Genomic DNA, 26311 nt, shown 5'->3' on the forward strand with positions numbered 1-26311 from the left:
CAAAAGGCTAACTCATAAATTAAATAGCAGTTAGCCTTTTTTTGTTTTTTTACTTTAATTTAAAGTTATTCCATTAACTCTATATCATCAATATAGTATGTACCTCCATTTGTGATAGGGCTGTCTGCCATATCATTATCTGGTTTAATAACTAATCTAAAATATGACGTTGGTGCTGGAATAGCTGTAAATGTGAAGGTTACTTCAGTCCAAACATTTGCATTAGGAACTGTCACAAATGCACCTGGTGGATTACCTACTCCTGGGTCATCTTGAGCTACTTCAAAACGGAATGTAGCATTAGCCTTGGTTGAGTATATCTTCATTTTAAACTCATGAGCAGCATTGGATAAATCAAAATTGCTTGCAAAGTTATTTTGAACGCCTGCAAAGAACTCCGAGCCTGTTGGCTTATCAATTCTTAATACAGCACTAGAAGTATTAATTCCTGATGGGTTAGGGTTAACATCTAAACCTGAAGTTAATCCACTACCAAAATTTAAACTTTGAGGGAAAGTTTCACAACCTTCAAAATCTAATGGTAATGCCGCTGCAGCTACTTCTCCAGTAGTACAATTTCCACCATTAGGTCCACCACCTCCACCTGGCGTACCATATACCATTAAATCGTCAAAATAATATGTACTACCATCAGCCACATTGAAATTGAAGAAAATAACAATCTTATCAAATTGTGGCGTAGCAGTTGGTGCAAAATCATATGTTAATTCTGTCCACGTATTTGCAGCTCCAGTTGTTTGTAAAATTTCAACAAAGTTTCCAGAGTTACCAATTTCTTCTAGTTTTAATAAAACTGGGGTATTTGCAACTGGAGACCAAACTTTCATTCTCATTCCTTCGGATGCGTTAAAATCTAGTTTGTCTGCTAAATCAATTTGTACGTTATCAAAAGGAGAAGCATTAAATCTTAGAACCTCAGCAACTCTACAAGAGCTATTTACCGGGCCAGAAAAATCAGGATTATCGATATATGACACTCCCGTATTATCTCCAATTAAAGCAGGTGTATCTGTCTGGAACGTAATATTTAAATCCGCTGCTGCAATAGATTCTGTAGTTTCAGGTGTACAAGTAGTTGGGCCACCGCCACCACTATAAACCATTATATCATCAAAGAAATAAGTGCTACCGTCAGCTACATTGAAATTAAAGAAAATTACCATTTTATCAAATTGTGGAGTAGCAGTTGGTGCAAAATCATAAGTCAATTCTGTCCAAGTATTTGCAGCTCCTGTCGTTTGTAAAATTTCAACAAAGTTTCCTGGGTTTCCTATTTCTTCTAATTTTAATAAAACTGGTGTGTTTGCAATTGGAGACCAAACTTTCATCTTAATACCTTCTGATGCATTAAAGTCTAACTTATCTGCTAAATCAATTTGAAGATTATCAAACGGTGAGTTATTAAATCTTACAGCCTGACCAACTTTACAAGATGGGTTAACTGCATTGTCAAAATCTGGATTATCTATCCAAGTAAATCCTGTATTATCTTCTATAAACGTAGGTGTATTAGACTGAAACGTAATATTTAAGTCTGCAGCTAATATAGATTCTGAAGTTTCTGGTGTACATGGTGGACCAGTTACTACTGATACTTGCTCTATATCATCCACATAGAATGTTCCCGCATCTGTTTGGTTAAATGCTACAAAAAGTACCATATCATTATACGACCCTGAAGAGTTTAAGGTAAAGGTTAACTCTTCCCATCCAGTACCCATGTGCATTTGTAAATCTTCAACATCGGCTTCAGTGCCATCTTCAAACTTTAATAGAATTGGAAGCGCTTGGTTAGAGAATAATTTTAGTCTTATACCTTTATCTGTAGAAAAATCAACAGGAACATCAAAATTAAAGAATGCGTTTTCAAAATTATCTCCAGCATTTGTAATCTCACCAACCATAGAAGGCATATCGTTAATACCTGATAACTCAGGATTATCTATTACAGTGAAGTTTACATTACCAACTATCTTAGTTGCATAATCAATAGTTTCACAATCAAAATCAACTGGCAATTCTAAATCTGTATCTGTACATGGAATATCCGCGGTATTAATCTGCGAAATATTATCAATATAGAATGTCCCTGCTGTTGTACCTGGACCATCTACAAAAAATGTAATTTGAGAGTAACTTGCTGCTGAATCGAAAGTAAAATATAACTCTTCCCAGCCTGTACCACCATGACTAGCTGTAATCTCTACATCTGCTGCAGTTCCGCTTTCTAATTTTAAAAGAACATCAACCGGTGTGTCTGACCAGAATAATATACTTACAGTTTTATCGGTTGATAAATTTAATGGCTGACCTAACTCAAAGAAAAATCCTTCAAAAGTTGCACCACTATTTACAATCTCTCCTACATTTGAAACTGTTGGGTTAGCGCCAGATGCATCTGGGTTTTCCACTATTTGAAATGCCGCACCGCCAAATACAGTTGCTCCATAATCAACTAAGGGATTATCAAAAGATATTGGGAAAGCTACTTCTTCTGGAATACTAATTGTTATTGTATCTTCAAAAGTGTCTGATGCTCCTGCTACATTATTTGCAGTTAATACAATCGTATAAGTACCAGAAGTATATACTTTTATAGGATTAACCTCAGTAGATGTTGTACCATCACCAAAATCCCAGGTATAACTATCTGCATTTGTTGATGTATTAAGAAATGATACCACACCTGTATCTTGGTTAATTGTTTGTGTGAATTCTGCATTTATCTGTGGTAAGACAGCATCGTCTTCATCGCAGCTTAAATATGCTAAAGCCAAAAACAGGACTGAAAGCAATTTTATTCCTCTAGTTACTTTTTTCATAATATTATTGTATTGCATTATTTTTTATTGTTGATAAACTCGTACATAATCTACGAGCATAGTTTGTGGAAATTCAGTTTCTGCATTAGGTGGTCCTGGCAAATTGCCGCCTACTGCTACATTTAAAATGATATAAAATGGTCTATCGTTAAACACCCATTCTCCTTGACCATTTGTTTCCTCTTCAATATCTTCAGGTGTAATTTGATTATAGAGCACATCATCAATGTAATAATTGATGTAATTTGGACCCCATTCTATTCCATATACATGAAATTCTGTATCTACTCTGGTATTCTCTAATGTGTAGTTTTTTGATACGGACTCTGCCCCAGAATATCCTGGACCATGGACAGTACCAAATATTTGCGTTGGCTCATCTCCTACATTTTCCATAATATCAATTTCTCCTATTTGAGGCCAAATTGAACCATCACTATCATCTCCTAATAGCCAAAATGCAGGCCACATTCCTTGACCATAAGGCAAGCGAATACGTGCTTCAAAGCGTCCATATTGCTGTTGGAACTTATTTTTAGTTTGTAACCTAGCAGATGTATACTGTGCGCCATTAAAATCTTCTTGTTTCGCAGTAATTAAAAGAAAGCCGTTTTCTACAGTTGCATTATCTGGTCTATCCGTGTAATACTGTAATTCGTTATTTCCCCAACCAGGAATTCCTTGTGCAGTACCATCACCAATATCAAAATTCCATATTGTAGTATCTATAACACCATCAGTATTAAAGTCATCTTCAAGTACGAGATTATCAAATGTCGCCACTGTCTGTGTTTCGTCTGTATTACAGCTTGATAAGGCTAGTAGCATCACAAGAACAGGAAATGTGCTTCCCAGAGCTTGTCTTATTTTTATTTTCATGTTATTCATTTTCATATTATTTTTTATGCTATTAATAGAAATAGATATTATCTAGAAATAGGTTTGATATTGTTGGGTTGTCAGGACCATCTTCTGAATTAAATAATAACAATCCTATACGAGACCTATCACTCAACCCTGAAAAGCTAGATAGCGGTATATCAAAACTCGCCCAAGTATCTTGCGCAAGTTCACTACCGTTTATTAAATAAGAACCTACCGTTTCAGTAGCTCCGTAATTAGTTAGTTGCAATAGAAGTCTATCGCCAGACTGTACTGCTTCTTGCACATTGATATCTATATGCAGAGTTGTTAGACCAGTAGCATTCACTGGTGGTACGGCTTCTGCAGGGAATATAACATCATTAAAGACAATACCTACAAAATTTAAATTGGTATAACTAATTATTGATTGATTAGCAACAGGCAAAACACCTCCTAATGTGTTTTGAAAAGGCTCAAAAAATGAATTATATCTAGATACTGGAATATCTACATAAGCATCACTGAATAAAGACACAACAGATGCTGGGTCTTGAGTTGGAACAGGTGCAAATTGAAATGGCCCTGTTGTTGTAATCTCTAAAGAGCCCTCAGCTAAAACACCGTTAAGCTGAGCAGTAATTATTGCTGTTCCTTCTCCAATGACAGAAATTTGTCCAAGTTCGTTAACAAAAGCTACATCTATATTTGAGGATTCAAAATCAAAATAAGAAGGAGCTGCTTCGACTGTAACATTACTACCATCTTCTATATTAAAGGTTTGTGTTAAACCAGTAATCTCTATGGTGGTGTCTGTGAATGCTTGTTGAACAATATCTTGTCCGCTAAATATTTGTGGTCTTGGTTGTGCTACAGTTCCTAAGTTCTCGAATCTTAGCTCATCAATCCAAAACGTAAAGCCAAATCCGTTTGTACTATTGGTTCCTGCTGAAAAGATAAACATCCCTTTTTCTTGTATTAACTTTGAAGCATCTGGTATTGGAATTGTATACTTTCTCCAATCTGTTGAAAGTTGAGTATCTAATTTGCCAACACTGTATTTATTTTCCTGGAAGTCTGTACCAAAACCAAACAACCCTACGGTTGCAGTTGTAGATGCTCTTGCCCAAAATGTCAATGCATCGTAACCGCTAAGGTCTCTTCCTGTTCCGCGATCGAGAAAAATTCCACCTATAAATCCTCCATTAGGATCATTAGGTGCTGGTACATCTATTCTAATTGAAGACGTTCCTTCAAAAGCGATATTATCATCAGTACCAAAACCTTCTGTATTTGCTCCGCCTGCTGGATCAAAAGAAACAAAAAACTCATCGGTAAGGCCAACAGGTGCATCTGTATATATGTCTCCAGTAGTTGGAAATGATGCAAACTCAACATCATCAGACAATCCTCTTTCACATGCAAACATAACTGATAGTACAGCTAGGAGTGTCAATACTTTATTTATGTTATTAATTTTTTTCATCTTAAAAATTATTTTCCAATGTTAATGTGTACATAAGTTCTAATCTCCCATTCTTGTCCGTTGCCGAAACCTACAGGGCTAATAATAGGTGGTGCATTAAACGTATTTGCTGGTGTAGCAAGTGGAGAATATCTTGGTGAAAACTCGTTTAATGATCTCCATGTACCTCTTATACCTATTCGAGTGCTCGGCAAAATAAACCAGTCTGGCTTTCCAATACTTGTTGATAAATCTACCATAAGTTGTAAAGGGAACGTAAGGTTAAAATCTCTGTGATAATCAAATGGTCCCCAATCGTTAACCTTGACATGGGTTTGAAGCATATTCTTTTTATAGATGGCTCTAATATCACCACCAAAACGTTTGATTAATCTATCACTATCACCGTTTGCTTGACCATTTCCATAATAGAAATTTCCAATAATACCTAAATCATTATCAAGCTTAGATACCATTCTTGAATTAATCTCCCACAGGTCTTCAGCAGGTGCTGATTGTGGAAAAGCAAAAAACTGTCTATTTGCAAGGAAACCAATGTGTGCATCAGTAGTCGTAGGCAATCTTCTATATGTAAAACCAAGATTAGCAGCAAATTTTGCATCTTCAGCTCTATCATTGTTCCATTCGTACATCCATGTTCCAGGAGTAGGGTCATAAGTGACTAACATTTCGTAACCATAAGTTTCACGGTTACCGTTTCTTACTGCAAAAGGATCATCAATAATATTTCTTAATCGTCCAGGTCCTTGAACATCATTAGGCATTGGATCTACTAAAGGTTTTTGATACATAAAGTTTGGAGCTAGTTGAAAGTCTCCCACTGTATACGTAAATCCAGATAATACATTGACTTGATTTCCACTACCTGAATCTTTTAATCTCCAACCTGTAAACGTTTGCGTTTGGTCTGCACCTCCATTAGCAACTAAGCCCATATAAGCTGCTTGCCCGTACCAATTAAATTTACCGCCTTGGTACATAACTTTAAATTTACCTCCCCAATTATCACTAGATTGGATTCTATCTTCATAAACCACATAGTTACCAGGGGTACCTCTTACATCTTGAAATGTCAAATCATTTAATGGGCTTCCTGCCCAAATACCACCTATCATGACATCGAACTTACCAAACTCTCTCTCTATTGCAAGTGTAGCTCTTTCCGTAGGGAATGCTGGTATAATACCACTTCGAACTTGATTTGCATCTAGTACACGTTGTCCAGTAGTAGGGTCAATCTGTATATCTGTCTCAAAATCTCTGTGATAAATACCTGTGATATCAAACCCTTTAAATTCCTTATGATATTTAAAAAGCATTGTAGGATTAGCACCCCACCATAGTTGCGGCCCAATTGCAGCTTTTAAGCCTTTAAAAGCACCTTTACCGTCAATTTCTGCACCTAATATTTCACCTCCATAAATATCTAAATTAGGACCATAGTTAGCTTCGGGATATAAACCGAAAAAATCTCCTTCATATCCCCAGTGGTAATGACCCGTTCTATAGAATCCTCTTAAATCGAACTCTTTAGCGTTCCATTCAAATTCAGCACTATAAACTTGAACTCTGTTATTGTCATTCAAAACAATTTCTTCTCCATTAGCACCTTCTACTGTAACTGGTCTGGCTCTATTCTCATAAAATATCTCATCAATTGGGTTTTGAGCTACATTACCAACAATATTGAAATCTACATTAGCCTTCATGTTTGGTGCCGGTTTTCCTTGAATACCAACAAAATAAGACTGCATATGATCAAACCCTAATTGATTAGGGAAAGATGTAGCTGTTGGATCTGGACTATCAGGAGTTGTTAGTAAATTTCCTCCAGTACTAAAAGTTGTAAATCTAGCTCCAAGTCTACTTATACTAAGTTTTTGCGAATCACCAGCTCCAAGAGCTGCTTTGTCTCCACGAGCTTTTAGCACTGCGTCCATTAAGTTTATATTCTTGAAGTAATTCTGAACGAATTCTAAACTTACACCTTCTTCATAAGGATTTAAAGCATGTGCTTCCTTTAGTGCGTAATATGCTGCTCTTGGATATAACGTATATAATCCTCTAGTATTTGTTGGGCCTTTGGCGCATATTCCAAACCACTCTTCGTTCATATTATTTGCACCTGGAAAAGCTTCGTCTATTTTATACCCACCTGCATTCCATGTAGATTCTGTTTGCTGTGTATCTGCATCTTTTCTATCATCAAAACCTGCTTTCCACCATCCATCAGAAAATTGAAATGTAAAACCTCCAAGCGAATTTTGTGCTTTACCTAAACCAGCCGCATTTTCGTAAATTTCTTTCCAGTTACTAACCATGTAATAAGCCTGCATCCTTTGGTCTTCGGCATTTTCGATTGCATTATACGCATCTGAACCAAATTCAGTAAACATGATTGGTTTTCCATATACTTTTTTTACTTCTTCAAAAGCACCTGTAAAAGATTCTCCACGATACATGTTGGTACCATAGATATCAACGTCAGGACATTCATCAGCAACTATATCCAAAAACAATGTATCTCCATTACAAATTGCAACTGGATGATTAGGGTCAATAGCTTTCATTGCTTTTGCCGCCTCATTCATTAGCTTGTACATTGGGCGTCCTCTCAACTCTCCTACTGCTCTTTTCTTTTCGTCTCCTTCAGGGAAATCCTCAGTCTCAGCACCTTGCCAAAATAAACCATAGTTGTTTTCATTACCAATTAAATACATCAGTATACCTGGCGTATTTTTATAGTCGGTCACCATTTTGGTGATTTCTGACATCAATAACTCTATTGTTCGTGGATCTTTATAATCTGTAATTGGTGTCCAAACACCATCTATAGTTAAACCATAACGTCCAAATGAATCATTTAACATGGTGTAGACACCATAATTTTCGTAGATGTACCTTACCCATTTTGCTGGGACTCCGGTATACTGTCTAATAACATTTACATTCATGTTCTGTAAAAGCAACATCTCTGCATCTAGACCTGCTTTTATAATATCATCAGATTTTTTATAAAATTCGGCATCTATAACATTAGTACCTCTTGGAACATAATCCCAATTCATACCATTAATCATAAAGTCTTTACCATCGACAACAAGTCTATCACCATTTTCATCACTGACAACAGAAACCTTAGCAGCTTGAGCAAAAATGGAAGTTGAGATTAGGATTGTAAACAATCCAAGGATTAGTTTCTTCATTATTATTTTCTATTTAAGTGTATTTTTAAATGAATACTATTACTAACACTCTATTGCGATATCAATAAAGTTGAAGCACATTTCTTAGTGTTTTGGTAAATTTAGGAGATATTATTGCGAATATGACAAAATATACTGCAATAAAAAACATACACATAAAAAAATGTATGTTAAAAATGAATAAAAGTTAAACAAAATTTTTAAACAACACGTAATCAATCATTTATGATACTAAAAAATCATATATGTAAGCATAACAAATACTATTTGTATAGGTAATGTTGTGTGAAAAAGCTGAAATGTTGTTATTTTATACTTCTAAAATATAATTTGTTAAGCTAGCTTCATGTGGTAATTCCATCTTTTTTCGCAAACGATATCGCTTTACTTCTACACTTCTGTGTGAGATATTTAATAATGGTGCTATTTCCTTTGACGAAAGATTAAGTCTAAGATAAGCGCATAGCTTTAAATCATTTGGTGTTAATAGCGGATGTAGTTTTTTAATCTTTTTTAAGAAGTCTTTATCAGCATTATTAAATGCTTCTTCAAAGAACTTCCAATCTTCAGTATTATTAATGTTCTTATCTATAATCTTAATGATTTTACTTAAATCTTTGCCTTCACCCATATTATTTAATTCTTTTTTAAGGGTATTTAAAAATTCGTTTTTACGAATTAAATTCATTGTTGATAATCCAAGCTCTCTATTCTTGCTATCTATATCTTGCCTAAGTGTTTTATTTCTAAAAGCCATTATTTGCTTTTGATTTTCTAATTCTTTTATCTCAAACTCTTTTTCTTTAGCGATTACAAGTTTTTGCTTTTGCCTTTTGTAATACATTCTGTTTAAATACTGAATTATAGAAGCAATTAGAAGAAATAAAAGTATATAGCAAACTATTGCCAGAGGTCTTAAATACCATGGCTTTTGAATTGTAAAAGAATAGGAAGCTGTATTAACCGATAAATCATTACCGACTTTAGCTCTTGCTTCAAAAGTATAACTGCCATGGGGCAAATTATCAAAAAGAATATTTGATTTCGGCGACCAGTTACTCCATGTGTCATAGATTCCTTTAAGTCTATATTGATATAAAGATGGTGTTAGCTTGTCAAAATCTGAAACACTATAATTGAAATACAAATCATTCTGCTTGTTTTGCAATGTGACTTGTTGAGATATATTTATAGGCTTTATATCTTGTTGTAATGAAGCATATGAAGCATTATTAATTGATATATTATATTCTCGCTTCTTAAACTTATTTATGTCAATTACTAAGTAACCATCAGTAGTACCCATTAAATAAGTTTCATCTCTTAAGTGAAGTATATTTTCAAATCCTAGTTTACTTTTTCTTAAATCACTTGGCAAATCAATAGTGTTAATAGTTGGTTGACCTGTTAATTTACCAGGCTCTACATAAATCAATTGATCTTTAAAAAAGCACCAAAGTCTATTATTTTCTTTGTCATTTATTAATTTTCCTGACACATAATTGTAATCTGAGAAAAAGTCTTTTAAGAATTCGCTTTTTTTTATGGTTTTATTGTCTTCATCATACACATAAACGCCATCACTATATGTGTAGAGTATACTATCTCTATATTTAACAACACTTGACCCTATACCTTTATCAACACCTTCTTTTGTATACTTCAAAACATTTTTAAGAGAGTCATCAAATCTTATTCTATAAACACCTTTATACTCATGGCTCATTAACAGTTCCTTGTTATCTATAAACTCAAAATATCTTGTAGATATATTGAATCCATCAATTTTATGTTTAAACTGCCAATTCTGGTTTTGCTTTTTTTCAAGGATGCTCAACCCATTATAATTTCCTTGAATTAGCATATTGGGATTTCCATTAATAGACTTAATATTCCAAGTCCCTTTTTCTTTAGAAACTTGTGTAGCTACTCCTCCTTTAATTACAAAACTTCCTTTATCATGTCCGCAAAATAAAGTGCCACCTATACGCTTTAAAAACCAAACTTGCCCTTTTGTTCCAGGAATTAAGTTAAACTTCTCATTTGTATCTAATGCCCTATAAAACAAACCTTGGTTTGTTCCTAAATAAAGGTTCTCTTCGGTTTTTTCAGATGCGTAAACAGTTCCTAAATACCCTTGATCATCAGTATAAACTCTGTAAGGAGAGTTTAAATTAAGCACATTAATACCATTGTCTAATCCCAACCAAATATTACCTGACATGTCTTGAAAAGCCGATAGAACAGTATTATTTGATAAGCCATAATTTTTATTAATTTGAAACAGTAAGTTACCTTCAGCATCTAGTTTAATCACTCCATTAGAAATTGTTCCAAGAATGAAATTTCCGTTTCTTAGTCTTGTACTATTATATACACTAACACTAGAGATTAAGTCATTAGCTGCAATATCCCATTTTTTAATTTGCTCTTCTTGGTACTCAAAAAATCCATTTTCTCTTGTTTGAAACAACAGCCCTTTATTGTTTTTAAAGATATTAATGACCTCTTTATCACTTAAAAATGAAGTGTTAGCAAGTTTAACAACTTCACCATTTTCAATTTTAGATATACCTATACCGCTTTCTTGAAAATAAATAGATTCATCAACTTTAAAAGCTTTAACAATTCTCGCCTCAGAATCAATTATTCTAAATTTTTTTGTCTCAGTATTATGAATATAAATGCGATCTAAGGACTGAAAAAGAATAAACTCTCCAAAAGAAATTATATTCCAGAACTCTTCATCTTCAACTAAATTTCTATCTAAACTACCTACTAGAGATTTATATACCAACTTCCCAAAAGCATCTCTTTTCCAACAGCCAAAATCCATATAGCTACCGGTATAGACTAAATCGTTTATAACCGCTACTGACCTTATGATTGATTGGTTTGGCGTATTGTAGAGCGTCCAACGAGCGCCATTATATTCTAAAAGTCCTTTGTTATTAGCAATGTATATATTTTCATCACTACTCTGGCTTATAGACCAATTCTGATCATCAGCCATATAATCTTGTGGTGTAAATCTTTCAATTGGGGGGAGTTCTTGTGACTGAACTATAGAATAAAACACAAACAAAACAAAACAAAACAATAGTCTAACTTTGGAAGTTCTTAAATTATCAAAACACATAGAATATTTTTTTGTTAAGTTAGTAAAAACTATGCAAATCAATAAAATAAAGGCTTTCAGTCCATAATGCAACATTCATGTATAGTTTTTAAACTCATGACGTTTAATTGCAAAAGCTTTTAAAAACAAAAAAAGCCCAATCTTTCGATTGAGCTTTTCTCTGTACTGAAGGCGGGACTTGAACCCGCACGACCCAAGGGTCATTGGATTTTAAGTCCAACGTGTCTACCAATTCCACCACTTCAGCATCTAGTTACGCATGTAACTAATTTGGTATATTATATTTGAGCGAAAGATGGGATTTGAACCCACGACCTCCACCTTGGCAAGGTGATGCTCTACCCCTGAGCTACTTTCGCAATTTTTTAAAGAACTTTCGCCGTAAAAGCGGATGCAAATTTAAAATATTTATTAGAAAAGCAAAGCCTTTTTTAAAAATAAATAGAATTTATTTTAGGCTTGTTTTTTCTTGAGTAGCATTCGTTTTATTTCGTTAAGCTTCATTAAGGCTTCAACTGGAGTAAGCGTGTCAATATCCGTGTGCAAAATTTCGTCTTTTATTTCTTCTAGTAACGGGTCGTCTAAATTAAAAAAGCTCAATTGTAAATCGTCTTTAAGCGTCTTTACTTTATCCGTTAACTCTTCACTAGAATGTGACTTTTCTAATTTTGATAATATCTTATTTGCACGACGTATCACCTGCTGTGGCATTCCTGCCATTTTTGCAACATGGATACCAAAACTATGTTCACTACCTCCTTCAACTAACTTACGTACAAAAAGTACATTGTCCTTTAGTTCTTTTACAGCAACATTGAAATTCTTGATACGAGAAAACGTTTCGGTCATCTCATTAAGTTCATGATAGTGTGTTGCAAATAAAGTTTTTGGCTTTGCCGGATGCTCATGCAAATATTCACTTATAGCCCAAGCAATAGAAATACCATCATAAGTACTTGTCCCACGACCAATCTCATCTAAAAGCACCAAGCTTCTATCTGAGATATTATTTAAAATAGAAGCCGTTTCATTCATTTCTACCATAAAGGTAGATTCTCCCATAGAGATATTATCACTCGCGCCTACACGTGTAAAAATCTTATCAACTAAACCCATTCTTGCTTCTTTAGCAGGCACAAAACTTCCAATTTGCGCCAATAATACAATAAGTGCTGTTTGTCTTAAAATTGCAGATTTACCAGACATATTAGGTCCAGTAATCATGATAATTTGTTGAGATTTTCTATCCAGATAAACATCATTAGCAATGTAAGGTTCACCTAACGGCAATTGTTTTTCAATTACTGGGTGACGTCCATCTTTAATCTCTAAATCAAAGCTATCATCAATTTGCGGATAATTGTATTTATTAGCTTTTGCTAAGCTTGCAAAACCACACAAGCAATCGAGTTGTCCAATCAATTGTGCATTTTGTTGCACCTGAATAATAAACTGATGCATCCAAGCAATTAACTCAGAAAACAACTGTTGTTCAATAGCTAAAATACGCTCTTCTGCACCAAGTATTTTTGCTTCGTATTCTTTGAGTTCTTCTGTAATGTATCGCTCAGCGTTGACGAGCGTTTGCTTTCTTATCCACTCATCAGGCACTTTATCTTTATGCGAATTACGTACCTCGATATAATACCCAAATACATTATTAGACGCTATTTTAAGCGATGTAATGCCTGTACGCTCACTTTCGCGTTGCAACATACTTTCGAGATAGTCCTTTCCGGATTTAGACAAACCTCTAAGCTCATCTAACTCTGTTGAAAACCCTTCAGCAATGGTATTACCTTTTAACACATTTACAGGTGCTTCTTCATTAAGTGTTTCCTTAATTTTTTCACGAAGCAAATCGCAATTATTTAAGCTTTCACCTAAAACTTTTAAAGCTTCATTTTCACAAGTCTCTGCAACAGATTTTATGGGAACAATGGCCTCTAATGAATTTTTAAGCTGAATAACTTCTCGAGGACTTACTTTAGTAGTGGCGATTTTTGAAATTAAACGTTCTATATCACCAATATGCTTTATTTGCCCTTGAATCTTTTGCAAAATAGGTTCATTATCTAATAAATACTGAACCACTTCATGTCGTTGTTTTATCTTATCGGCATGCTTTAAAGGCAAAGCCAACCAACGCTTAAGCGTACGACCACCCATTGCAGAAATGGTCTTATCTATCACACTTATTAGCGTTACTGCATTGGCATTTGTAGAATGATACAACTCTAAATTTCGGATGGTGAATTTATCCATCCACACATAATCATCCGTTGCAATTCTCGAAATTGTAGCAATATGCTCTAATTTGTTATGTCGCGTTTCGGATAGATAATGCAATACAACACCAGAAGCAATAATACCTTCGTATAAATCTTCGATACCAAAACCTTTGAGTGTATTGGTATTAAAATGCTTGGTCAACGTTTCATTTGCATAATCTGCTTGAAATACCCAATCTTCTAGATAAAACGTATGAAAATCATTCCCGAAAGTTTCGGTAAATTCTTTTCTGCTTTTCTTAGAAATTAAGACTTCACTTGGATTAAAATTTTGAAGTAGCTTATCTATATATTCGGCATTACCCTGAGAAGTCAAAAACTCACCTGTAGAAATATCTAAAAACGAAACGCCTATATGTCGTTTATCAAAATGAACCGAAGCTAAGAAATTATTAGATTTAGAATGCAGAATATCATCATTAAAAGCTACGCCAGGTGTCACTAATTCAGTCACACCACGTTTTACAATTTTTTTGGTTTGCTTAGGGTCTTCAAGTTGGTCGCAAATGGCCACACGCTCACCAGCTTTAACCAGTTTTGGTAAATAAGTATTTAAAGAATGATGTGGAAATCCTGCCAATTCTGTTTCGCTCTCACTACCTGCACCGCGCTTTGTTAAAATAATATCTAAAATTTTAGATGCTTTTACAGCATCACTTCCAAAGGTCTCGTAAAAATCACCTACTCTAAACAACAATAAGGCATCAGGATACTTTGCCTTTATGGCATTGTATTGCTTCATTAATGGTGTTTCTTTTTTTACGATTTTAGCCAATGGTTTTATGTATTTTTGTCCCGATAGTTATCGGGATTGTAAGATTGCTAATTTAGCTAAATAACCGAGTTCAATAAAGCTAAAAAGTTAGAAGTTATCTACAAAAAGACCAAGATTTCAACATGCGAAAATTAAAAAATAGCGAATTAGACCGTTTAGAGATTTCAGAATTTAAAGATGCTGAGAAATCACCAATACTAATTGTTTTAGATAATATTAGGAGTCTGAATAATATTGGTTCGGTTTTTAGAACAAGTGACGCTTTTTTAATTGAGAAAATCTACTTGTGTGGTATTACAGCGCAGCCACCGCATAACGATATACGTAAAACTGCTCTTGGCAGTACGGAAACCGTAGATTGGGAATATGCTGAAAACACGCTTGATATTATTGAAAAACTGAAAGCAGATAAGGTTAAAATTTGCGCTATAGAACAAGCTGAAAATGCCATGATGTTAAATGATTTTAAACCTCAGCCAGATACCAAATATGCTTTTGTCTTTGGTAATGAAGTAAAAGGCGTAGCTCAGAATGTGGTTAACTCAAGTGACACTGTGATTGAAATCCCTCAATATGGCACCAAACACTCTTTAAATATTTCTGTAAGTGCAGGTGTTGTGATTTGGGATGTGTTTTCAAAGTTAAAAAAGAAGCCCGTCTAAATCTTCCCGAAGAAAAGACATAATCATTATTTTTATAAAAAATGAAAATTGAAAATTCAATTCGAAAAAATATTTAAAGGTTGGGGAAAGCAAATCGTCTGTTTTTCTGCATTATTTGTTGTGAATCCTTATTCATTCTGGTATGGTTTACCTGTATATCTTATCGGCATTCTATTAATATGGAATTCAAAGATTACAAAGGAATCAAAAGTTAAATGGTCTGTACTTCCACTAGCTGTAGTTGGAGCAATTTATCTTCTAATTACTCTTTTTTTTATCACTTAATGCTTAAAAAGAAATCACCCTGGCCAACCAAAGCTGTCATGGAACAGATATATGAGCAACACCTTTGGGGTGGAAACACTTTTGATTTTTATTCAGGTGAAGGTTCTCATAAAAAAAACATTACCAAACCATATATCGAAACCGTTTCAGATTTTTTGAAATCACAAAACAAAAAATTAACTGTGTGTGATTTAGGTTGTGGTGATTTTAATATTGGAAAAGACCTTATTAAATACACTGAGAGTTATATCGCTATTGATATCGTAGAATCATTAATTGAAAGAAACAAAGCTCTTTTTCGAGCTGAAAATTTAGAATTTCAGTGCTTAGATATTTCAAAAAACAAATGGCCTAAAGCTGATTGTGTTATTCTAAGACAAGTGCTTCAGCATTTATCAAATACCGAAATTCAGCAAATTCTAGAGAAACTAAAAGCGTACAAATACATAATCCTCACGGAGCATTTACCAGTTGGAGATTTTACATCAAATAAAGATAAAATTGCAAGTCAAGGCATTAGACTAAAACAGCAAAGTGGTGTTAATATTTTGGCAGAGCCTTTTAGTTTTGAAGTGAAAGAGAAAGTGATTTTAAGTGAAGTTGTTTTGGGTGAAAAAGATGGTCGGATAATTACAACACTATTTGAAATATAAATTATGTGATTTCTCCCTTTGGTCGAAATGACTAGTAAACATATTATATTTTTTAATCGAAGTTCTAGTCATGTCGATACGTAGTGAGACATCACATCCCTAGAAGAGAATTTACAAGATAGGAATCCAGATTTCTTCTTCGTTAATCTCTTGCATTGGATTATAACTTGAAGGCAATCTTTCAAAATGCGGTCTACTGTCTAACTCGTATTCAGAATTTGGCAACCAGCTAGAATGAATGTTTTGCCAAAGTGCTATAAAATCTGGAATTGAACCTTTAAAGTCAATTACTAAATATCGTCCAGAAGCAATAGATAAGGTTTCCATGTTTTTTGGAACTGCATCTAGATTAGTGACTTCTACACCAATCCATTTCTCAAATCCCTCATCAGGATTAAAGGTGTTATAATCGAAGCGATTGTATTTTTGTAATGATAGTGTGTACTCATCTTTTCTAGATTTTACTTCTTTTAGCCTTGGCATAAATTGCCTTGCTAATTGAGGTGTCACTAAATGAATATTATGGAAATTTGCTTCAGCTTTTAAGCCAACTACAAGAATCTCTTCTTTTTCAACTACTTTGTACTTCATCATTTATTTCATTTAAAATCCACAAATAGTCTTCTCTATTTTCCACAAAGTCACGATCAGAAATGTCAATGATTTTTACATTAAGCTCCGTTTGAGATTTTAAGAACTCCAAGTACCCGGAATTCAATTTTTCTAGATATTCGTCTTGTATATCGCTTTCGTATTTACGTCCGCGTTTTTTAATATTTTCTTGAAGTCTTTCAGTATTCTGATACAAATAAACATACAAATCTGGCTTGGCAATATCTTTATAAACCTGGTAAAAGAGTTTACGGTACAAACGGAACTCATCTTCTGGTAAAGTTACTTTAGAGAAAATAAGTGATTTGTTAACGTCGTAATCACTAACCATAAAATCCTTAAACAAATCGAGTTGAGATAAATCGTCACTGATTTGCTGATAGCGGTCAGCCAAAAAAGACATTTCTAGAGTGAATGCATAACGCTCAGGTTCTTTGTAAAATTTTGGCAAGAATGCATTGTCTGCAAAACGTTCTAATATCAGTTTCGCATTGAAATCTTGAGCAATTTTCTTAGCTAAGCTAGTTTTGCCTGCACCAATATTCCCTTCAATAGCGATGTAATTATAATCCTTAAAAGCGTATGATTTGCGAGGGTTTTTTAGCCAGATGTTTATTGGCTCAATTACAGAATCATCTTCGCACTCATCTAATAGCGCCTCTATGGTTTTTTTTAAGATAGGATGCTCAAAATCTTTCAGGATATCTAATAATGGTTGTAAAACAAACTTTCTATTTTGAATTTCGGGATGTGGAATAGTTAGATTTTTATCATCAAAAACTTCGTCTTCATAAAAGATAATATCTAAATCTATTTCTCGTGACTCGTAACCTTTTGAAGTTTTTTCGGAGCGTCCCAATTTTTTTTCAATGGCCTGAAGTGCTTTAAGAAGCTTTTTAGAACTAAGATATGTTTCTACTTTAATACAAGCATTGTAAAAATCATCACCTTCAAAACCAAGTGCTGGTGTTTTATATACCTTAGATAACTTTTTTACTGCACCTACGGTTTCGAAAATAGCATCTACAGCAGATTGCAAGTATTGCAACTTATTGCCCTTATTACTGCCAAGCGCTATGTAAACAAGTTTTGATGGTTTCATTGAATAGACAAATTAACTAAAAGAAATATTAATAGATTATCTTTACCTAAACTATTTATTAACCATTTTCGATGCAATTAAAAGACAAGCTCCTAGCCCAACGTATCTATCTGTTTTTAGGCGCATTATTTATAACCTCTCTTGTAGTTTCTAATCTTATTTTTCAGAAATTCTTTTATTGGTATCCTTTAGATATCGAAATCTTTGGTTCTAAGCTTTTTGAAATTTCAGTAGGGATTTTGCCTTATCCAATCACCTTTTTAATCACAGATTTAATTAGTGAAATTTACGGTAAAAAGCGCGCTAACGATATAGTGATTGCTGGTATTTTTGCGTCATTCTTCTCTATGCTAATCGTTTATGTTGCTAATACCGTACCGGCCACTTCATGGGCTCCAGTACAAGATGACACATTTACAACTGTCTTTGGCAGCACTGCTATTGCTGTACTTGCAAGCATGATGGCATATCTTTTAGCTCAATTTGTAGATATTCAGATTTATCATTTTTGGAAGAGTTTGACAAAAGGCAAACACCTTTGGCTTCGTAATAACTTTTCCACTTTTTTATCGCAGTTTGTAGATACTGCAACAGTATTACTTTTGCTCTGCAGTTTTGGTAAAATTGAGTGGGATAAATTTATGGGGTTATTAGCTGCAGGATTTATTTTCAAAGTTATCATAGCTGCACTTGATACCCCATTTTTATACATAGGTGTATACATATTTAGGAGGCGTTTTAAACTTAAAGTCAATGAAGAAATTGATTTAACTTAATCATTTCTTGGTATTAAATTATTATTAAAATTAGTTAACATCACAACTATTCCTTGTAATATTTCGTATTATCTATAGCAATCATTCATATCGTTTAATAAGTAATGAAAAAAGTATTCAAGGTTATTGGTATTATTTTACTCATTTTTATAGTACTCCTTATAAGTGTTCCATTCTTTTTAGAATCTAAAATTGATGCAATTGTTCAGAATTATGCTGATGAAAACCTTAATGCAGAATTAAGTTTTGATGACATTAGTTTAAGCCTAATTAGTAGCTTTCCAAAAGCCGAAGTGAGTATTCAAAACTTAAAAATCAATACACTTGTGCCTTTTGAAGATGAAATATTAGCATCTGCTAAATCCATTTCTTTTGAAATGCCAGTTGGTGAGTTACTCAAGGGCTCTGAAGAGCCTTTAACAATCAATGAAATCATTGCTGATGAACTATTGTTAACTTTAAAAACCAATGAAGCAGGCAATGTAAACTACGACATTGTAAAATCAAAAGATGGGGAAATAAAAATCTCATCTACTAATTCTAATGCTTTTAGTTTTGACATTGAACATTACGAACTTAACAATAGTGCCTTTACTTATATTGACCAAGGTGCAAATACCAACCTTTATGTAACAGAGGTAAATCATAAAGGCAATGGTATTTTTTCTGGTGGCCTTTCTGAACTAGACACTAATACAGAAGCTAGAATTAGTCTTTCTGTTGATAGCACAGAATATTTAAGCAATAATAGTATAAAACTAGATGCGTTAATTGATTTAGACTTAGAACAAAACAAGTATACATTTAAAGAAAATAAAGGTTTTATTAATGCATTACCACTCGAATTTCAAGGTTTTGTTCAACTGGTAGAAAAAGGTCAAGACATTGATATTAGTTTCAAAAATCCTGAGGCCTCTTTTAAAGACTTTTTAGCTGTAATTCCTAAGAACTACACAAAAGATATTGCTAATGTAGAAACTACTGGAGATTTCACTGTAAATGGCATTATAAAAGGCCTTGTTTCTGATGAAACAATTCCTCATTTAGATATCAATATCAATTCTAATAATGCGTCTTTTAAATATCCTGAATTACCAAAAAAAGTTGAAAATATAATTATTGACGCTTCTGTAAAAAACAATACTGGAAATGTTGATGATACGTTTGTAGATATTAATACACTCAACTTTAAAATTGACGAAGATGTTTTTAAATCTGAAGCGCATATAAAGAATTTGACTAAAAATATGTTAGTTAATGCCAATCTAGATGGTGTTTTAAATTTGGCAAATATCACTAAAGCCTATCCTGTTGAATTAGACAATCAGTTAAGTGGAATTTTAAAAGGAAAACTCAATACTTCCTTTGACATGAACGCTATAGAAACCAATGCTTATCAACGTATAAAAAACAACGGAACTATTTCTGTTGAAAATTTCATCTTTTCGTCAGAAGATATTGTAAATCCTATACAAATTAATACAGCAGATTTAAGCTTAAAACCTGGAATGGTAACACTAAACAAGTTTGAAGCGCAAACAGGAAAAAGTGACTTATACGCTACTGGTGTTATTAATAATCTTCTGGGGTTTCTACTGAGTGACAAGAAACTTCAAGGTGATTTTAAAGTCACATCGGACAACTTTGTGGTTTCGGACTTTATGGTTGAGAATGAAGCGGCTTCAGAGACTTCAAATAAAACTACATCAGATTCCGAGTCATTGAAAATTCCTAACTTCTTGGATTGCGTTATTCATGCTAATGCACAAAACGTTGTTTATGACAATTTAAACCTAAAAAAGGTAAGTGGAAAATTGAGAATAAAAGACCAAAACGCAAGCCTTAGTAACATGACCACAGATTTATTTGATGGTAAACTCGGAATTTCTGGAAATGTCTCTACAAAGGATAAAAAACCAAAATTTGATATGGAATTGGCCATGCAACAGTTTGATATCTCTCAATCTTTTAAAGAGCTTGAATTGCTTAAAGCCTTGGCACCAATTGCAAAAGTTGTTCAGGGAAAACTCAACTCTACTGTAAAGCTAAATGGCCTTTTAGATGAAAATTTTTCGCCAGACTTAAGCACAATATCTGGTAATGCATTGGCTGAATTATTAACTACAAAGTTATCTACCTCTCAAAGTAAAATTCTTGAAGGACTTGGTTCTAAATTCGATTTTATAGATTTTCAAGACTTAGATTTAAAAGATTTGAAAACCAAATTGAGTTTCGATAACGGTCAAGTTTCAGTAAAACCATTTACTATAAATTATAAAGACATTCCTATAGAAATTTCCGGAACTCATAGTTTATCAAATACTATGAACTATAGTGCTATATTACAGGTACCCGCAAAATACTTAGGTAATGATGTTAATAATCTGATTGAGAAAATAAATGACACTGAGGTCAATAAAATAACTATTCCAGTGACTGCAAATATTGGCGGGACATTTACAAAACCAAATATTACCACCGACCTGTCAAGTGGTGTTGCAAATCTCACAAAACAACTTATTGAAATTCAGAAACAAAAATTAATAGATAAAGGGTCGGATAAAGTTAATGATTTATTAGGTGGAATATTAGGCGGTACCACTACAAATCCTAAAGACTCAACCCAACTCGATTCTTCAACTACAAAACCTAAAGACCCTGTAAAAGATGGTGTAAAATCTATACTTGGCGGACTTTTAAATAAGAAGAAAAAAGCAAAAGATAGTACAGACAATTAATTACTAGAGACATAGCAAATCAATTTGCAACAAATTATTTGTACATAATTATATTTATTTAATAAAAGATATTATCTTTGCCAACTCTTTAGTAAAATAGACAATAGAATATTACAGATATGATTAAAATAGAAATCAAAGAAGGCGAAAACATAGAAAGAGCTCTTAAAAGATATAAGCGTAAGCACAGAAATGTACAAATTATGCAAAACTTAAGAGAGTCTCGTTATTTTACAAAACCTTCTGTAAAGCGTAGAAGAGAGATTCAAAAAGCTTCTTACATACAAGGTTTAAGAGACGCAGAAAACATATAAGTTATCTTAATATATACTTAAAGCGACCAAATTGGTCGCTTTTTTTATGTCCAAACTGTAAGGTTTAAAAAGTGATAGCTACAAAGTTGCTATGATACTTTTATACCTCTTATTAGGAATTATTACATCTATAATTGGCGCCTTACCATTAGGTGCTTCTAATATTGTAGTTATAAATACAACTATAAAACAAAACTTGAGATTAGCAATGAAAATTGCTATAACCGCAGGAATAGCAGAAGTTATACTGTCTTATTATGCTTTAAACTATAATATGTTAGTTAAAGATTTTTTTATGAGTAATCAATGGCTTCAAGTTTTAATAGCAATAGTTTTATTAGGCATCGGAGGCTTACTTTTCTTCAAAAAAAGTAATTCAAAAAAAGTATCTAAAACCAGTAACTCTTTTTTAAAATCTAAATATGCAACAGGTTTTTTCTTAGGGCTATTGAATCCTCCTGTTTTAGTATATTGGTTATTAGTGTATGGAATTATAAACAGTAATGTTGCTATGCTTTCAGTAAAATCTTCAGCAATTGTGCTCATACTCTTTTTTCTAGGAGTTTACATAGGTAAAGTTTTTACACTATACATATATGGAAAGTTTAGTGTTTTTATGGAACGAAAATTTAAGAATGTAAATTTACTCATCAATAAAGTTACCGGTTCTTTATTGTTCACCGTAGGCGTATTACAGTTTGTGAAGTTGTATTTTATTTAGATACCAATCTCAACTACCAAACCTTCATTAGCCCTTATATTAAAAACAGTGTTATCTTCAAAAATGAAATACTGCCCTTTTATACCTACTAATTTTCCTGAATAAGCGCCTTCTTTTTTTAGATTCAAACTTTTGGGTTTCTCAGGATATTGATTCACAGGAAAATGAAGATGAGTCTCTTCGTTATGCTCAATAAAATAATCTTTTGCTTCAGTAGGAATATGCGATTTTAATCTTTGGCGCCACTCTTTTAAATTCTCATCTTCAATCTCATTCTTTAGCATTTTACGCCAATTGGTTTTATCGGATACAAAATCCTTAAGAGCAACTTCGGTTATCCCAGCTAAATATCTATTTGGCACCTCAACAATTTCAATAGCTTCATGTGCGCCTTGGTCTATCCAACGCGTAGGCACTTGCGCTTTACGCGTTACTCCTACTTTAACATTACTAGAGTTCGCCAGATATACAATATGTGGTTGCAATTGCACTTTCTTTTCGTATTCTAAATCTCTGTCTTCTTTTCCTAAATGTGCTGTACTTAATTCTGGACGCATAATCCAATCTCCAGCATTTGGCGTATCAAAAAAGCAGCTTTTACAAAAACCTTGACGATATATTTCTCTACTTAATCCACAATTAAGGCATTCATCTCCAACATAAGTCATCGTAATTGACTTATTAAGTAGCTGATTTACATGAATAAAATCGTTTTTAAAAACTAAATAATATTGAATCGGATCTTGAAACTCCGTCTGCATTTTAGTAAGTACACCTGTGTAAACCATAATAAAAATTCACTATTTTTAAAATCTAAACTTTATATAAAAAAGTTTAAGAATAACCAACTAAACAATCAAGTTGCCTTAGTGCATAAAGATAACTAATCCATGCCAATTCCTATTGTAAATTCTATTGCTTCATGGTTTTTAAAAAAGCGATTCCATCAGATTGAATTGTTTTTAAAATACCCGCACGATGTACAAAACGAATTGCTTTTTGGCCTGCTAAAAACAGCTAAAGATACAGAGATTGGTAAAACGTATGATTTTGCTTCGATTAAATCTTATGAAGATTTTAATCAGCGTTTACCTGTCGTAAACTACGAGGTTATCCAGCCACAGATAGAACGCTCACGTCTTGGCGAACAAAATATTTTTTGGCCTGGCACTATAAAATGGTTTGCAAAATCTAGTGGCACAACTAATGCAAAAAGTAAATTTATTCCAGTAAGCACTGCTTCTTTAGAAGAATGCCATTATGCGGCTGGCAAAGATTTGCTATGCATGTACCTAAACAATAATCCTGAATCTCAGTTGTTCACAGGAAAGAGCTTAAGACTTGGAGGAAGCAAAGAACTTTACAAAGAAAACGGAACTGTTTTCGGAGATTTATCAGCAATATTAATTGATAATATGCCTTTTTGGGCAGAATTTAGCAGTACTCCAAGTAGCAAAGTATCGTTGATGAGTGAATGGGAAACTAAAATGCAAGCTATTGTTGATGAAACCATAAATGAAAACGTTACAAGCTTAGCAGGTGTGCCATCTTGGATGCTAGTACTACTAAACAATGTTTTAGAAGAAACAGGGAAAGATAGCCTTTTTGATATCTGGCCAAACTTAGAAGTTTACTTTCATGGCGGTGTGAGTTTCAATCCTTACATAGAGCAATACCGATCTATTCTTCCTAAGAAATCATTTAAATATTATGAGATTTATAATGCTTCTGAAGGCTTTTTTGCTATTCAGGATCAAAACTATTCAGGTGATTTACTTTTGATGCTTGACTATGGTATTTTTTATGAATTTATTCCAATGGATGCCTATGGCACAAAAGAGCAGAAAGTAATTCCATTGAGCGAAGTTAAGCTTAATACCAACTATGCCGTAATCATTACCACTAATGCTGGGCTTTGGCGTTATAAAATTGGTGATACGGTAAGATTTGTAAGCTTAAATCCTTACAGAATTAAAGTCTCTGGACGCACCAAACATCATATTAATGCTTTTGGAGAAGAGCTTATTATCGAAAATGCAGAAGATGCTCTTAAAAAAGTATGTAAACGCACTGGTGCTGAAATTGTTGATTACACTGCTGCACCTATCTTTATGAAAGGTAAAGAAAAAGGTGCCCATGAATGGTTGATAGAATTTAAAACACCTCCAGAAAATTTTAATTATTTCTCTGAACTTTTTGACAATGCCCTTAAGGCTTTAAACTCTGATTACGAAGCCAAACGTTATAATAATATGACGCTAAATAAACCCACTATACATCAAGCACGTCATAACTTATTTTATGATTGGTTAAAACAAAATGATAAATTAGGTGGCCAACATAAGGTCCCAAGATTATCTAACACTAGAGATTATATTGATGAGTTACTTTCGTTAAATTCTTAATGCGCTTAATCGTTAAAATTTACATTCTAAAAATCTATACCGAATAATTGTGTTGCTTATCTAAAATGATTTGTGTAGGTAAATATTACATGTACATTTAAATCAAATTAACGAACCGCTTATATTATAAGTTAATTAATCCAACAATAAAAAACCCATGAGTTATCATGGGTTTTTAGTTTTTATAATTACAAAAAAACTTATGACACCGCCTTTAATTTCTTTAAGGTTGATTTTGTAAGTTTCTCTTCAGCATAAGTTTTTGTAACATTAAGCTTGGTTTCGTCAGAACCTGGGAGATTAAACATAGCATCAGTAAGTATTTCTTCGCAAAGCGAACGCAATCCACGAGCACCTAACTTATATTCAATGGCTTTCCCTACAATAAATTCTAGTGCTCCATCAGTAATACTTAATTCAACCTCATCCATTTTAAACAATTTTTTATACTGCTTTACTATGGCATTCTTAGGCTCGGTTAAAATTGCCCTTAACGTTTTGGCATCTAATGGGTCCATGTGGGTCAATACTGGTAAGCGGCCTATAATTTCAGGTATTAGCCCAAAGTCCTTTAAGTCTTTTGGAATGATATATTGGAGTATATTATCATTATCTACATTATCATCAGAATTTATAGAGCTGTAACCAATAGCTTGCATATTTAAGCGCTTAGTAATAACACGTTCAATACCATCAAAAGCTCCTCCAGCAATAAACAAAATATGTTCAGTGTTGACCTCAATAAATTTTTGATCTGGGTGTTTACGACCTCCTTTTGGCGGAACGTTAACAACTGTTCCTTCTAACAATTTTAATAATGCTTGCTGAACACCTTCACCAGAAACATCTCTAGTTATTGATGGGTTATCACTCTTACGAGCAATCTTATCTATCTCATCTATAAAAACAATGCCTCGCTCGGCTTTCTCTAAATTATAATCTGCAGCTTGTAATAAACGTGTTAAAATACTTTCGACATCTTCACCAACATAACCAGCCTCAGTTAATACCGTAGCATCAACAATTGCCAAAGGCACATTAAGCATCCTAGCTACAGTTTTTGCCATAAGGGTTTTACCTGTACCGGTTTGCCCAACCATAATAATATTACTCTTTTGGATTTCGATATCATCATCAGTTGGCGGCTGTAACAATCGTTTATAGTGGTTATAAACAGCAACGGACATTACACGCTTGGTGTATTCTTGTCCGATAATATACTCATCTAAAAAAGCTTTTATTTCTTTTGGCTTTTTCAGCATTAATTCTGCACTAAGCTCAGCGTTTGTCCCTTGCTTAGACTCCTCGATTACTATACCGTTTGCTTGTGTGATACAACGATCACAAATGTGAGCATCTAATCCAGCAATAAGCAAATTGGTCTCTGGCTTTTTCCTACCACAAAACGAACATTCTAATTCTTCCTTTGCCATAATCTTGTA

General features: G+C 33.4%; 17 protein-coding genes and 2 tRNA genes. 7 read left to right on the forward strand and 12 right to left on the reverse strand.

Annotated features, from left to right (window positions below):
- Positions 1-65: 65 nt before the first annotated feature.
- The 8 genes from Q0770_RS02275 to mutS all read right to left on the reverse strand — a co-directional run bounded on the left by Q0770_RS02275 (position 66) and on the right by mutS (position 14601).
- Positions 66-2843: a PKD domain-containing protein gene (locus tag Q0770_RS02275; RefSeq protein ID WP_299113578.1), complete on the reverse strand. Its 2778-nt coding sequence runs from the start codon at positions 2841-2843 to the stop codon at positions 66-68.
- A gap of 24 nt (positions 2844-2867) precedes the next feature.
- Entirely contained in the window at positions 2868-3722 is an 855-nt protein-coding gene (locus Q0770_RS02280) for a glycoside hydrolase family 16 protein (RefSeq protein ID WP_299113580.1), read from the reverse strand.
- 31 nt (positions 3723-3753) lie between these two features.
- On the reverse strand, positions 3754-5190 hold the full coding sequence (locus tag Q0770_RS02285) for a carbohydrate-binding protein (protein ID WP_299113582.1): 1437 nt from the start codon (positions 5188-5190) through the stop codon (positions 3754-3756).
- A gap of 8 nt (positions 5191-5198) precedes the next feature.
- Positions 5199-8396: a glycoside hydrolase family 2 TIM barrel-domain containing protein gene (locus tag Q0770_RS02290; RefSeq protein WP_299113584.1), complete on the reverse strand. Its 3198-nt coding sequence runs from the start codon at positions 8394-8396 to the stop codon at positions 5199-5201.
- Between the two features lie 310 nt (positions 8397-8706).
- Positions 8707-11535, reverse strand: a complete 2829-nt coding sequence (locus Q0770_RS02295) for a triple tyrosine motif-containing protein (protein WP_299113586.1) — start codon at positions 11533-11535, stop codon at positions 8707-8709.
- A gap of 163 nt (positions 11536-11698) precedes the next feature.
- Positions 11699-11782 (reverse strand) — tRNA-Leu (locus Q0770_RS02300).
- A 40-nt stretch (positions 11783-11822) separates the two neighbouring features.
- Positions 11823-11894, reverse strand: a tRNA-Gly gene (locus Q0770_RS02305).
- Between the two features lie 94 nt (positions 11895-11988).
- Positions 11989-14601 (reverse strand): DNA mismatch repair protein MutS, encoded by a 2613-nt coding sequence (gene mutS, locus Q0770_RS02310; protein WP_299113588.1) that lies wholly within the window; start codon positions 14599-14601, stop codon positions 11989-11991.
- A 122-nt stretch (positions 14602-14723) separates the two neighbouring features.
- On the opposite strand from mutS, the gene Q0770_RS02315 reads away from it, so the two are divergent.
- Positions 14724-15263, forward strand: a complete 540-nt coding sequence (locus Q0770_RS02315; protein WP_299113590.1) for an RNA methyltransferase — start codon at positions 14724-14726, stop codon at positions 15261-15263.
- A gap of 323 nt (positions 15264-15586) precedes the next feature.
- Positions 15587-16201: a class I SAM-dependent methyltransferase gene (locus Q0770_RS02320; RefSeq protein ID WP_299113592.1), complete on the forward strand. Its 615-nt coding sequence runs from the start codon at positions 15587-15589 to the stop codon at positions 16199-16201.
- Positions 16202-16312: 111 nt separating this feature from the next.
- Here Q0770_RS02320 and Q0770_RS02325 read toward each other — a convergent pair whose 3' ends face one another.
- Positions 16313-16795 carry a GyrI-like domain-containing protein gene (locus Q0770_RS02325; RefSeq protein WP_299113594.1) on the reverse strand — a complete coding sequence of 161 codons (483 nt, stop codon included), beginning with the start codon at positions 16793-16795 and terminating at the stop codon, positions 16313-16315.
- A complete protein-coding gene (gene folK / locus Q0770_RS02330; RefSeq protein WP_299113597.1) occupies positions 16773-17915 on the reverse strand; it encodes a 2-amino-4-hydroxy-6-hydroxymethyldihydropteridine diphosphokinase in 1143 nt (380 codons plus the stop codon). Before folK ends, Q0770_RS02325 begins: the two co-directional genes overlap by 23 nt.
- A gap of 71 nt (positions 17916-17986) precedes the next feature.
- Between folK and Q0770_RS02335 the strand changes: the two genes are divergently transcribed.
- From Q0770_RS02335 to Q0770_RS02350, 4 genes are all read left to right on the forward strand, one after another.
- Positions 17987-18691, forward strand: coding sequence for a queuosine precursor transporter (locus Q0770_RS02335; protein WP_299113599.1), 705 nt, complete (start codon positions 17987-17989; stop codon positions 18689-18691).
- Between the two features lie 104 nt (positions 18692-18795).
- Positions 18796-21429, forward strand: coding sequence for an AsmA-like C-terminal region-containing protein (locus Q0770_RS02340; RefSeq protein ID WP_299113602.1), 2634 nt, complete (start codon positions 18796-18798; stop codon positions 21427-21429).
- Between the two features lie 119 nt (positions 21430-21548).
- Positions 21549-21743 carry a 30S ribosomal protein S21 gene (rpsU, locus tag Q0770_RS02345; RefSeq protein WP_087491986.1) on the forward strand — a complete coding sequence of 65 codons (195 nt, stop codon included), beginning with the start codon at positions 21549-21551 and terminating at the stop codon, positions 21741-21743.
- 91 nt (positions 21744-21834) lie between these two features.
- Complete coding sequence (locus Q0770_RS02350) at positions 21835-22464, forward strand: LysE family transporter (protein WP_299113604.1); 630 nt, start codon at positions 21835-21837, stop codon at positions 22462-22464.
- Here the strand turns inward: Q0770_RS02350 and Q0770_RS02355 are convergent.
- Positions 22461-23252, reverse strand: a complete 792-nt coding sequence (locus Q0770_RS02355; protein ID WP_299113606.1) for a DUF2797 domain-containing protein — start codon at positions 23250-23252, stop codon at positions 22461-22463. The genes Q0770_RS02350 and Q0770_RS02355 overlap by 4 nt on opposite strands.
- Positions 23253-23354: 102 nt before the next feature.
- Between Q0770_RS02355 and Q0770_RS02360 the strand changes: the two genes are divergently transcribed.
- The gene (locus tag Q0770_RS02360) at positions 23355-24869 is read left to right on the forward strand and encodes a GH3 auxin-responsive promoter family protein (RefSeq protein ID WP_299113608.1); all 1515 of its coding nucleotides are present in this window, start codon (positions 23355-23357) and stop codon (positions 24867-24869) included.
- A gap of 200 nt (positions 24870-25069) precedes the next feature.
- On the opposite strand, the gene clpX is transcribed toward Q0770_RS02360, so the two are convergent.
- The gene (clpX, locus tag Q0770_RS02365) at positions 25070-26302 is read right to left on the reverse strand and encodes an ATP-dependent Clp protease ATP-binding subunit ClpX (RefSeq protein ID WP_299113610.1); all 1233 of its coding nucleotides are present in this window, start codon (positions 26300-26302) and stop codon (positions 25070-25072) included.
- Positions 26303-26311: the final 9 nt, after the last annotated feature.

Origin of the sequence: uncultured Winogradskyella sp., from assembly GCF_947501905.1 — a bacterium.
Classification (GTDB): Bacteria; Bacteroidota; Bacteroidia; order Flavobacteriales; family Flavobacteriaceae; genus Winogradskyella.

Bases quoted from the DNA above. Each gene is read 5' to 3' on its own strand.
- Q0770_RS02350 (WP_299113604.1), top strand. From the start codon at position 21,835: ATGATACTTTTATACCTCTTATTAGGAATTATTACATCTATAATTGGC.
- Q0770_RS02320 (WP_299113592.1), top strand. From the start codon at position 15,587: ATGGAACAGATATATGAGCAACACCTTTGGGGTGGAAACACTTTTGAT.
- Q0770_RS02285 (WP_299113582.1), bottom strand. From the start codon at position 5,190: ATGAAAAAAATTAATAACATAAATAAAGTATTGACACTCCTAGCTGTA.
- Q0770_RS02295 (WP_299113586.1), bottom strand. From the start codon at position 11,535: ATGTGTTTTGATAATTTAAGAACTTCCAAAGTTAGACTATTGTTTTGT.
- Q0770_RS02315 (WP_299113590.1), top strand. From the start codon at position 14,724: ATGCGAAAATTAAAAAATAGCGAATTAGACCGTTTAGAGATTTCAGAA.
- Q0770_RS02360 (WP_299113608.1), top strand. From the start codon at position 23,355: ATGCCAATTCCTATTGTAAATTCTATTGCTTCATGGTTTTTAAAAAAG.
- Q0770_RS02280 (WP_299113580.1), bottom strand. From the start codon at position 3,722: ATGAAAATAAAAATAAGACAAGCTCTGGGAAGCACATTTCCTGTTCTT.
- Q0770_RS02355 (WP_299113606.1), bottom strand. From the start codon at position 23,252: ATGGTTTACACAGGTGTACTTACTAAAATGCAGACGGAGTTTCAAGAT.
- rpsU (WP_087491986.1), top strand. From the start codon at position 21,549: ATGATTAAAATAGAAATCAAAGAAGGCGAAAACATAGAAAGAGCTCTT.
- Q0770_RS02340 (WP_299113602.1), top strand. From the start codon at position 18,796: ATGAAAAAAGTATTCAAGGTTATTGGTATTATTTTACTCATTTTTATA.
- Q0770_RS02325 (WP_299113594.1), bottom strand. From the start codon at position 16,795: ATGATGAAGTACAAAGTAGTTGAAAAAGAAGAGATTCTTGTAGTTGGC.
- Q0770_RS02290 (WP_299113584.1), bottom strand. From the start codon at position 8,396: ATGAAGAAACTAATCCTTGGATTGTTTACAATCCTAATCTCAACTTCC.
- clpX (WP_299113610.1), bottom strand. From the start codon at position 26,302: ATGGCAAAGGAAGAATTAGAATGTTCGTTTTGTGGTAGGAAAAAGCCA.
- Q0770_RS02335 (WP_299113599.1), top strand. From the start codon at position 17,987: ATGCAATTAAAAGACAAGCTCCTAGCCCAACGTATCTATCTGTTTTTA.
- Q0770_RS02275 (WP_299113578.1), bottom strand. From the start codon at position 2,843: ATGAAAAAAGTAACTAGAGGAATAAAATTGCTTTCAGTCCTGTTTTTG.
- folK (WP_299113597.1), bottom strand. From the start codon at position 17,915: ATGAAACCATCAAAACTTGTTTACATAGCGCTTGGCAGTAATAAGGGC.